7 protein-coding genes are annotated in these 9,944 nt (G+C 77.0%); 5 read left to right on the top strand and 2 right to left on the bottom strand.

The annotated features are described in order from the left end of the window. The 5 genes from PSR1_RS18475 to PSR1_RS18455 form a co-directional block, all read left to right on the top strand. The coding region (locus tag PSR1_RS18475) for an RND family transporter (RefSeq protein WP_059438911.1) at positions 1–2,371 on the top strand (2,371 nt) is incomplete at its 5' end. After that, entirely contained in the window at positions 2,368–3,753 is a 1,386-nt protein-coding gene (locus PSR1_RS18470) for an MFS transporter (RefSeq protein ID WP_059438910.1), read from the top strand. The genes PSR1_RS18475 and PSR1_RS18470, both read left to right, overlap by 4 nt. 129 nt (positions 3,754–3,882) lie before the next feature. Beyond that, positions 3,883–5,163, top strand: a complete 1,281-nt coding sequence (locus tag PSR1_RS18465) for a DNA recombination protein RmuC (RefSeq protein ID WP_059438909.1) — start codon at positions 3,883–3,885, stop codon at positions 5,161–5,163. Positions 5,164–5,211: 48 nt separating this feature from the next. Continuing rightward, complete coding sequence (locus PSR1_RS18460) at positions 5,212–6,750, top strand: YafY family protein (RefSeq protein WP_059438908.1); 1,539 nt, start codon at positions 5,212–5,214, stop codon at positions 6,748–6,750. After that, on the top strand, positions 6,747–7,718 hold the full coding sequence (locus PSR1_RS18455) for a WYL domain-containing protein (protein WP_059438907.1): 972 nt from the start codon (positions 6,747–6,749) through the stop codon (positions 7,716–7,718). The genes PSR1_RS18460 and PSR1_RS18455 overlap by 4 nt, the downstream gene beginning before the upstream one ends. On the opposite strand, the gene PSR1_RS18450 is transcribed toward PSR1_RS18455, so the two are convergent. Together PSR1_RS18450 and PSR1_RS18445 are read right to left on the bottom strand one after the other, a co-directional pair. Next, positions 7,715–8,461 (bottom strand): 1-acyl-sn-glycerol-3-phosphate acyltransferase, encoded by a 747-nt coding sequence (locus PSR1_RS18450; protein ID WP_237758137.1) that lies wholly within the window; start codon positions 8,459–8,461, stop codon positions 7,715–7,717. The two genes, PSR1_RS18455 and PSR1_RS18450, sit on opposite strands and share 4 nt — an antisense overlap. A 26-nt stretch (positions 8,462–8,487) precedes the next feature. After that, positions 8,488–9,942, bottom strand: coding sequence for an amidase (locus PSR1_RS18445; protein WP_059438905.1), 1,455 nt, complete (start codon positions 9,940–9,942; stop codon positions 8,488–8,490). Positions 9,943–9,944: the final 2 nt, after the last annotated feature.

The raw sequence follows: 9,944 nt of genomic DNA, 5'->3' as shown, positions 1-9,944 counted from the left end.
GCCGCCGCACGCCTCGCCCGAACCGTTCGACCCCGCCGACGGCAGCTGGCTCGAGCGGCTCGTGTTCGGCCACCGCGCCGCGCTGGTGGTCGCCGCGGCGCTGGTGACGGTCGCGCTCGGGACCGCGGCCGCGACCCGCCACGTGGTGAGCGCCGACCTGGACCGGATCACGCCCGGCTCGCACCCGTTCGTGCAGGCCTCCCGCGCCCGCGCCGACCGGCTGCGCGGCCTCGGCAACAACCTCCTCGTGGTGGTGGAGAACGCCCGCGGCGACGTCTGGGACGCGGCCTACCTCGAGGCGCTCCGCGACGCGAGCGACACCCTGTTCCTGATGCCGGGGGTGGATCGCCCCTGGGTGAAGTCGCTCTGGACGCCGTCGGTCCGGTGGACCGAGGTGACCGAGGAGGGCTTCCGGGGCGGCCCGGTGATGCCGGATCCGGCCGACGGCTCGCCCGAGGCCATCGCGGCGCTGCGGCGGAACGTCCGGCGGGCCGGGCTCGCCGGCACGCTGGTCGCGCTCGACGAGCGGTCCAGCGCGGTGCAGGTGCCGCTGCTCGACCGCGACCCGGTCACCGGCGCCGGGCTCGACTACCGCGCGCTCTCGGCGGAGCTGGAGGCGCTGCGGCTGCGCCTGGAGGGGCCGGCGGGCGACGGGCCGGTGCGCGTGCGCATCGTCGGGTTCGCGAAGCGGGTGGGCGCGATCCTGGACGGCACGCTCGCGGTCGGCGCCTGGTTCGGCGTGGCCGCCGCCATCGCCGCCGCCATCCTGTGGCTCTCCTCGCGCTGCGTCCGGAGCACCGCGCTCGTGCTGGCCTGCTCGGGCGTGGCGCTGGTGTGGCAGCTCGGCATCGTCTCGCTGCTGGGCGTGCCGCTCGACCCGTTCTCGGTGCTGGTGCCGTTCCTCATCTTCGCGATGGGCGTGTCGCACGGCACGCAGAAGATGAACGGCGTGCTGCAGGACGTGGGGCGCGGCGCGGACCGGCGGCTCGCCGCCCGCCGGACCTTCCGCCGGCTGTTCCTGGCCGGGTTGACCGCGCTCCTCACCGACGCGGTCGGGTTCTCGGTGCTGGCGCTGGTGGACGTCCCCGCCATCCGCCAGCTCGCCCTCACCGCCACCGTGGGCGTCGGCGTGCTCATCGTCACGAACCTCGTGCTCCTGCCGGTGCTGCTCTCGTACACCGGCGTGAGCGGCGCGGCCGCGCTGCGCAGCCTGCGCGGCGAGGCGGGCGGCGCGGGCCCCGGGGGCGCGTGGCGGCTGGTGGACCGCTTCACCGAGCCGCGCTGGGCGGCGGGGATCCTGGCGGTGAGCGCCGTGCTGGTGGCCGTCGGGCTCGCGGCCGGGCGCGGCGTGCCGGTCGGCTCGACCCAGCCCGGCGCGCCGGAGCTGCGCGCCGACGCCCGCTACAACCGGGACGACGCCTACATCGCGGCCCACTACGGCGCGTCGAGCGACGTGTTCGCGGTGATGGTGGAGACGCCGCCGGAGGGCTGCACCTCCTGGGAGACGCTCGTCGAGGCCGACCGCCTCGGCTGGGCGCTGCGGCAGGTCCCGGGCGTGCAGGCCACCGCCTCGCTCGCCGACGCGGTCCGGCAGATCACGGCGGGATCGTTCGAGGGGAGCCCGAAGTGGCTGACGCTCTCGCGCGACCCGCGCATCCTGGGCGGCGCGGCCGAGGCTGCGGGGACGCGCAACCCCGACCTGTTCGACCCGGAGTGCACCGTGATGCCGGTGCTGGCGTACCTCTCCGACCACCGCGCCGACACGCTCGACCGCGTGGTGGCGGCCGCGGACGGGTTCGCGCGCGACCACGCCGCGCCGGGCCGCGCCTTCCTGCTCGCGGCCGGGAACGCGGGCGTGGAGGCCGCCACCAACCTGGCGGTCCGCGAGGCGCAGCCGCGCATGACCGCCTGCGTGTTCGCGGCGGTGGTGGCGCTCTGCCTGCTCGTGTTCCGGAGCTGGCGGGCGGTGGTCGTGACGGTGGTGCCGCTCGCCACCACCGCGGTGCTGTGCCAGGCGGTGATGGCGTGGCTGGGCATCGGCATGACCATCGCCACGCTCCCGGTCATCGCGCTCGGCGTGGGCATCCCCGACTTCGCGCTCTACCTGCTCTCGGTGCAGCTCGCGCACCAGCGCGCGGGGGCGCCGCTCGGCGAGGCGCACCGGCGCGCGCTGCGCTTCACCGGGCGGCCGGTGGTGCTGGTGGCGGTGACGCTCGCGGCGGGCGTGGTCACCTGGGCGTTCTCGCCGCTCCGCCTCCAGGCCGACATGGGCGTCCTGCTCACCTTCATGTTCCTCGGGAACATGGTCGCCGCGGTGGCGCTGGTGCCGGCGCTCTCCCGGCTGCTGCTCCGCGAGGTCCCCGCCCGATGACCGCCGCGCCCGCCGGACGCACCGTGAACGTCACCGACCTCGTGGACGCGGGGCGCCTCGGGCGCTTCCACCTGGGCGCGTTCGCGGTGCTGGGCGGCTGCCTGGTGATGGACGGGTTCGACCTGCAGGCCATGGGCTACGCGGCGCCGGCGCTGGCGCGCGACTGGGGCCTGCCCATCGCCCGTCTCGGCCCGGTGTTCGGCGCCGGCCTGCTGGGGCTGTTCCTGGGCTCGATCCTGGCCGGCATGGCCGCCGACCGGATCGGCCGCCGCCCGGTGCTGATCGGCGCGACCGCGGTGTTCGGCGCCTTCACGCTCGCCACCGCCGCCGCCGGCTCGATGCCCGCGCTGCTCGCGGCCCGCTTCGTGGCCGGCCTCGGCCTCGGCGCCATCATGCCCAACGCCACCGCGCTGGTGGGCGAGTACGCCCCGCGCCGCAACCGCGTCGCGACCATGATGATCGTCACGAACGGCTTCATGGTGGGCGCGGTCGCCGCGGGCGCGCTCTCGGCCTGGCTCGTCCCGGCGCACGGCTGGCGCGCGCCGTTCTGGATCGGCGGCGCCATCCCGCTGCTCCTCCTTCCGCCCATGGCCCGCTGGCTGCCGGAGTCGCTGCAGCTCCTGGCGGTCTCCGGGCGCCGGCCGGCGGAGCTCGCCCGCTGGCTGCGCCGCGCCGCGCCGGGCGCGCCGGTGGGCCCGGGCGTCCGCTACACGGTGCGGGAGGCCCCGCGCCGCGGGTTCGTGCTCCTCGAGCTGCTCCGCGACGGCCGCGCCACCGCCACGGTCCTGCTCTGGCTCGCCAACTTCGCGAACATGATCGTCATCTACGCGGTCGCGAGCTGGCTCCCCACGCTGGTGCGCGAGGCGGGCTTCTCGACCGCCACCGCGGTCTGGGCCGGCACCGCGGTGCAGCTCGGCGGCCTCGTGGGCACGGTGGTGCTCGGGCTCGTGCTCCAGCGGCTCGGCTTCGTCCCGGTGCTGGCGAGCTGCTTCGCCGCGGCCGCGGCCTGCCTGCTCGTGCTGGGCCGCCCCGGCCTCCCGCTCGCGGCGCTCCTCGCGGTCGCGTTCGCGGTGGGCTGGGCGGTGCAGGGCGGGCAGCCCGGCCTCAACGCGCTCGCCGCCACCTTCTACCCGACCGACCTCCGCTCCACCGGCATCGGCGCCGGGCTCGGCGTCGGCCGGCTGGGCGGCTTCCTCGGCCCGGTGGTGGCGGGCGCGCTGCTGGCGGGCGGCGGCGGCGCGCAGGCCGTGTTCCAGGCCGCCGCGGTGCCGGCCGCGGTGTCCGCGCTGGTGATGCTCGCCCTCCGCCGGGCGGCGCCCAGCGTGGGCGCGTCCGCTCACGCTTCCACGGGCCCACCTCGAGGGATTCCCGCCCGGCGATGACGCCGCCCCGGCGCGTCCGCTCGCGGTTCGACGGGCTCACCGCGAGCGGATTCCCGTCGGCCGGGAATGTCCGCCGCGGGTGCTAGCCTCGGGGCGTACGGGCGCGTCGTCGCGCCCGGGGGAGCCCCGATGAACGCCCTGGTCCCGATCCTCGTCTCGGCGCTCGCCGCCGCCGCCGCGGTGGCGGCGCTGGTCGCGCTGGTGCCGCCGCGCGTCGCCGCCGCGGTGCGCGCGCTGCTCGCCGACCGGCTCGACGCGGTCGAGCGCGCCCAGGAGCGGCTGGAGCGGACGCTGCGCGAGGAGCTGGGGCGCGGGCGCGCCGAGGCGGCGCAGGGGACGCAGCGGCTCCGCGAGGAGGTCCGCGCGTCGCTGGGCGAGTCGCTCGGGAGGATGGGCGAGGCGACGGAGCGCCGGCTCGACGCGCTGCGGACCACGGTCGAGCAGCGGCTGAAGCTCCTGCAGGAGGAGAACGGCGCGCGCCTCGAGCAGATGCGCGCCACCGTGGACGAGAAGCTGCAGGGCACGCTGGAGAAGCGGCTGGGCGAGTCGTTCCGGCTGGTGAGCGAGCGGCTGGAGGCGGTGCAGCGGGGCCTCGGCGAGATGCAGACGCTCGCGAACGGGGTGGGCGACCTGAAGCGCGTGCTCGCGAACGTGAAGGTGCGCGGCACGTTCGGCGAGGTGCAGCTCGAGGCGCTGCTGGAGCAGCTGCTCGCGCCGGAGCAGCTCGCCCGCAACGTCGCCACCCGCCCCGGCTCGGCCGAGCGGGTCGAGTTCGCGATCCGGCTCCCCGGCCACGACGGCGCGCGCACCGAGGTGCTGCTGCCGATCGACGCGAAGTTCCCCATCGAGGACTACCAGCGGCTGGTGGACGCCTCGGAGCGCGGCGACGCCGCCCGCGTCGAGGAGGCGAGCCGGGCGCTCGAGGTGCGCATCCGCGGCTGCGCCCGAGACATCCACGACAAGTACATCGCGCCGCCCGGCACCACGGACTTCGCGCTCCTGTACCTGCCCACCGAGGGGCTCTACGCCGAGGTGGTCCGCCGCCCCGGCCTCACCGAGGCGCTGCAGCGCGACCTGAAGGTGGTGGTGGCCGGCCCGACCACGCTGGCGGCGCTGCTCAACAGCCTGCAGATGGGCTTCCGCACGCTCGCCATCCAGAAGCGCTCGAGCGAGGTGTGGCAGGTGCTCGGCGCGGTGAAGACCGAGTTCGGCAAGTTCGGCCAGGTGATCGAGAAGGTGGACAAGAAGCTCCAGGAGGCCTCCACCACGCTCGGCACCGTGGCCACGCGCAGCCGCGCCATCCAGCGGCGGCTCCGCGACGTGGAGGCGCTCCCGGCCGCCGACGCCGCGGTGCACCTGCCCGCGCTCGACGCGGCGGTGGAGCCGGTGGAGGACGACGTCCCGGCGTAGCGCCTCGGCCGGCCGGCCTCCTGTCCACCCACGGGCGACGATGTCCGCATGCCGGCCCCGTCCACGCGGCGCCTGATCTTCACCCTCGGTCGCGCGCTCGTCCGCGGCCGCTCCGCCCGGCTGACGCGCGCCCGCGGGTGGCCGGCCGGCGCCGCGCCGCACGGCCCGGTGGACGTGCTCGCGCTCGCGTTCGACGGCGCGTGGCGGGTGGCGACCCGGGAGCGCCCCGCCACGCTGCGCGTCCTCGCCCTCGACGGCATCGCCGGCGCGCGTGCGACCCGGCGCCGCGCCGGCCCGCCGCCGCCGGGCTTCGACCCGCTCGACTTCGCGCGCAGCGCCTGGCTCGACGGGAGCTCGGCGGCGCGCACCGTCACCGTCCGGCTGCCCGCCGCGCTCGCGCCGCTCGCGCCGGCGCTGCTGCCCGGCGCCCGCTGCGTCCCCGGATCCGGGGACGAGGGCGTGCTCTGCCACGTGCGCACCTCGCGCCCGGACCTGCTCTCGGCCCTCACCGCCTCCCTCGGCGCCGGGCGCGCGCTAGACTGCGAGTCCATGCCGACCGCCCGAACCCGGCCGCCCGCGGCCAGGCCCTCCAGCGCCCAGGCCCGGCTGCTCGGCCTCGCCACCTTCATCCTGTCCCAGCCCGGCCCGGTGTCGCGCCGGCGCATCTACGAGGCGTTCCCGGACGACTACGCGGGGAGCGCCGAGGCGAAGGAGAAGAAGTTTTCGCGCGACAAGCGCGACCTCGAGCGGCTCGGGTTCGTGCTGGACCGCGAGGACGTGCCGGGCTCGGAGGACCAGGTCGGCTACTTCATCGACGCGCGCGCCTCGGCGCTGCCGCCGCTGGAGCTCGCGCCGGACGAGGCCGCGGTGGTGTGGACCGCGGGCGTGTCGGCGCTGCGCGCCTCGGACCACCCGCTGCGCGACGAGCTGGAGAGCGCGCTGCGCAAGCTCGTGGTCGGCGCGAAGGGGCTCCCGCCGCGCGCCGCGGCCGCGGAGGAGCTGGCCGCCGAGGGCGCGCCGGCCTCGGGCGCGCTGCTCGACCGGCTGGTGGACGCGTGGGAGCGCCGTCGCACCGTGACGCTCGACTACGTGCGCATCGCCACCGGCGAGGTGGTGCGCCGCGACGTGGACGTGTACGGCTGGGGGCGCCGGCGCGGCGAGTGGATCTTCGCCGGCCACTGCCACCTGCGCGGCGCGGAGCGCGTCTTCTGCCTCTCGCGCGTGCGCGCGCTGAAGGTGAACGCGCGGCTCCGCGACCCGTACCGGATCCCCGCCGCCTTCGACGTCCGGCGCTGGACCCGCCAGCAGATCTGGGACTACGACGTGCACCCGCCGCGCGAGGCGGCGGTCCGGTTCCGCGGCTCGCTGGCGCGCGTGGCCGGGCAGCTCCTGCCCGCGGCGCGGCTGCGCCCGGACGCGGACGGCGGGCGGGTCGCGCGGCTCGTGGTGCGGAATCTCCGCGGCCTGGTGCGCCAGGCGCTGGCGTGGGGGCCGGAGGCGGAGCTGCTCGAGCCGGCCGAGGGCCGGGCCATGGCGCGCGAGATGCTCGCCACGCTCGCCGCCGCGCTGGACGGGAGGGCGCCGTGAGCGAGCCCTACCTCAGGTCGCTCCGCCGCCTGCTCCTCCTCGTCCCGGTGGCGGTCCGCGCCGCGCGCCAGGGGCGGGGCGTGCCGCTCGGTCGCGCGGTCGCGCTCACCGGCGCGCGCGGCGTGCCCGAGCTGCTCGCCGACCTCGAGAGCATCCGCTCGCTGTGGGTGGACCCGGAGCGCGCCGAGGACCTGGTCTCGCTGGACGTCGAGGACGGCGAGGTCCACCTGCTGTACGCGCACGAGCTGGGCCGTCCGGTGGCGCTCTCGCTCGCCGAGGGCGCGGTGCTGCTCGCCGCGCTCGCGCCGTTCGAGGAGACCGCCGGCAAGCCGGTGCGCGAGGCCGTCCGCAAGCTGCGCAAGGCCATCCCGGAGCCGCTCCGCCCCGAGGCCGAGCAGCTGGTGCGCGGCCTCGACGTGGTGCTCGCGCCCACCGGGCCGTGGGCCGCCGCGCTCCGCGAGGCCATCGCCGCGCGGCTGGAGGTGGCGCTGGAGTACCGCGCAGTCGGCGACGGGGTGCTGGCGCGCCGCACGGTGGAGCCGCGCGCGCTCTTCCACCGCGACGGCCAGTGGTACCTGGCGGCCTGGAACGTGGAGAAGGCGCACGAGCACCTGTACCGGCTCGACCGGATCGCCTCGGTGACCACCGGGACGCGCGTGTTCGGCCCGCACCAGGCGTCGCTCGCCCGCTACGCGGGGAAGCTCTACTTCGAGTCCGGCGCGGAGCGCGAGGTGACGCTCCGGCTCGGCGGCGTCGCCGCGCGGGTGGCGCGCTCGAACCCGGCGCTGCGGCTGCGGGAGAACGGCGACGGTTCGGTGTCGGTGGTGCAGCGGGTCACGCCGGGCAACTACCTCGCCGGCGCGGTGCTGGGCTGGGGCGGCGAGGCGACGGTGGAGGGGCCGGCGGACGTGCGCGAGGGGCTGCGGGCGCGCGTCGCCGAGCTCGCGGCGCGGTACGCCGACGGCTAGGCGGGCGGGAGCGTCGCCAGCGCCTCCTCGATCCGCGCGCGCACCACGTCGCGGAGCTTCGGCGCGTCCTCCGGCCTCATCCCCTCGACGCTCACCGGCGCCAGGATCCGCGCGGTGCCGCGGCAGGGGCGCACCCACGGGCCGCCCTTCGGCATCCCGTGCGCGGTGCCGGACACCGCCACCGGCAGCACCGGCACGCCCGCCTCGATCGCGAGGCGGAACGCGCCGGACTTGAACGGGAGCATGCGCCCCTTCGCGCTGCGCGTGCCCTCCGGGAACATCATCACGTTCATGCCGCGCGCGAGGTAGTCCTTCGCCTTCCCGAGCGCCTCGCCCCCGCTCTCCGGGTCGCCGCGGCGCACCGGGATGTCGCCGGTCATGCGCAGCATCCAGCCGACCCAGGGGATCTTGAACAGCTCCTCCTTGGCGACCCACTTCATCTCCCGCGGCATCCGCGAGAGCAGCAGGATGTCGAGCATCGACTGGTGGTTCGCGACCACCACGTACGGCCCGTCCCCCGGCCAGCGCCCCTCGAGCCGGAGCCGCCAGGGCGGGAACGTCCTGGTGATGGCGACGCCCACGAAGCGCAGGAAGCGGCCGGCGACCATGCGGTTGCGGTCGAACGCGACGGTGAGCGCGAGCAGCACCGCCTGGATGGGCAGCGCGAGCGCCAGGATCAGGATGACGAAGACGTAGCCGACGGCGGCGATCGGCACGTACACGGAGCGCGAGAGGTGGGGCACGGAGACGGCATCCTGCCGGGCGGACGTCATCGGATGGTCACCGCGTTCGAGGGGCGCCCCCTGGCCCGGGCCGACGGCGGCGACGGGCGGGCCAGCTTCGGCCGGGCCAGGTGGTGATCGGTCCGCGACTGGAACAGCGCCGCCGCGGCCAGCACCCGCGCCTCCTCGAGCGGCGCGCCGACGAGCTGCATCGACACCGGCAGCCCGTCCACGAAGCCCATGGGCAGCGCCACCGCCGGCAGGCCGGCCAGGTTGCCGGCGGCGCCGAGGAGGTCCGGGAACGCGAACATCGCGTCGAAGTTCTCGGTGACGCGCGGCGGCGGGTACGGGAGGTTGGGCGCGAGCACGAGGTCGTACCGCGCGAAGAAGCCGGCCAGCGCGCGCTGCACCTCGCCGCGCACGCGCATGGCGCGGACGTAGTCGGACGGGTTGCCCTTGGGCAGGTAGTCGTCCGGCTTGCGGGTGGCGTGGGAGCGGTCGGCCAGCTCGCGGGTGCGGCCGGAGCGGATCAGCTCCTCGAACGCGGTGGCCGCCTCGGCCTCGATGAAGAACGACGCGAGCGGCTCGTAGGGCAGGTCGGGCAGCGCCGCGGGGGTGAGGATCGCGCCCGCGTCGCGCAGCACCGCCTGCGCCGCCTCGTACGCGGCGCGCGCGCCGGGCGCGACCGGCGGCTTCTCCGGGAAGCCGAGCACCGCCACCCGCAGGCCGCGCGGGATCCCGCCGCGGACCTTGCCGTTGCCGAGCCCCGGCGGCGGCGGGATCGAGGTCGGGTCGCGCGGGTCGGCGCCGGAGAGCACGCCGAGCACGAGCGCGCAGTCCTCCGCGCTCCGCGCCATCGGGCCGAGCTTGTCGAGCGTGTACGAGAGCGCCATGGCGCCGGCGCGGGAGAGCACGCCGTACGTGGGGCGCAGGCCGGTGACGCCGCAGAACGCGGCGGGGCAGGTGATGGAGCCCCAGGTCTCCGAGCCGATCGCGAACGGCACCAGCCCGGCCGCGACCGCCGAGCCCGCCCCGGAGGACGAGCCGCCCGCCCAGCGCGTCGGGTCCCAGGGCGTGCGGCAGGGGCCGTTCAGCGCCGCCTCGCCGGTGTGGTAGCCGAGCCCGCCGGCGAGCTCGATCATGGAGAGCTTCCCGAGCAGCACGCCGCCCGCCTCGGCGAGCCGCCGGGCCACGGTGGCGTCGTGCTCGGGCACGCGGTCCGCGTACGGGCGGGCGCCGAACGTCGTCCGGATCCCGGCGGTGTCCACCAGGTCCTTCAGGCCGTAGGGCACGCCGTGCAGCGGCCCGCGCCAGCGGCCGGCGGCGAGGTCGGCCTCGGCGGCGCGCGCGTCGGCGAGCGCGCGCTCGCGGGTCACGGTGACGAAGCAGCCCAGCGCGGGCCCGAGCGCGTCGATGCGCGCGAGGCACGCCTCGGCCAGCTCCACCGGGGAGAGCTCGCGCGCCTGGATGCGGCGCGAGAGCGCCGCCACGCCGGAGAACAGGA

This window comes from Anaeromyxobacter sp. PSR-1 (assembly GCF_000964525.1).
Taxonomy (GTDB): domain Bacteria; phylum Myxococcota; class Myxococcia; order Myxococcales; family Anaeromyxobacteraceae; genus Anaeromyxobacter.
This window is presented reverse-complemented; position numbering and strand designations above follow the sequence as displayed.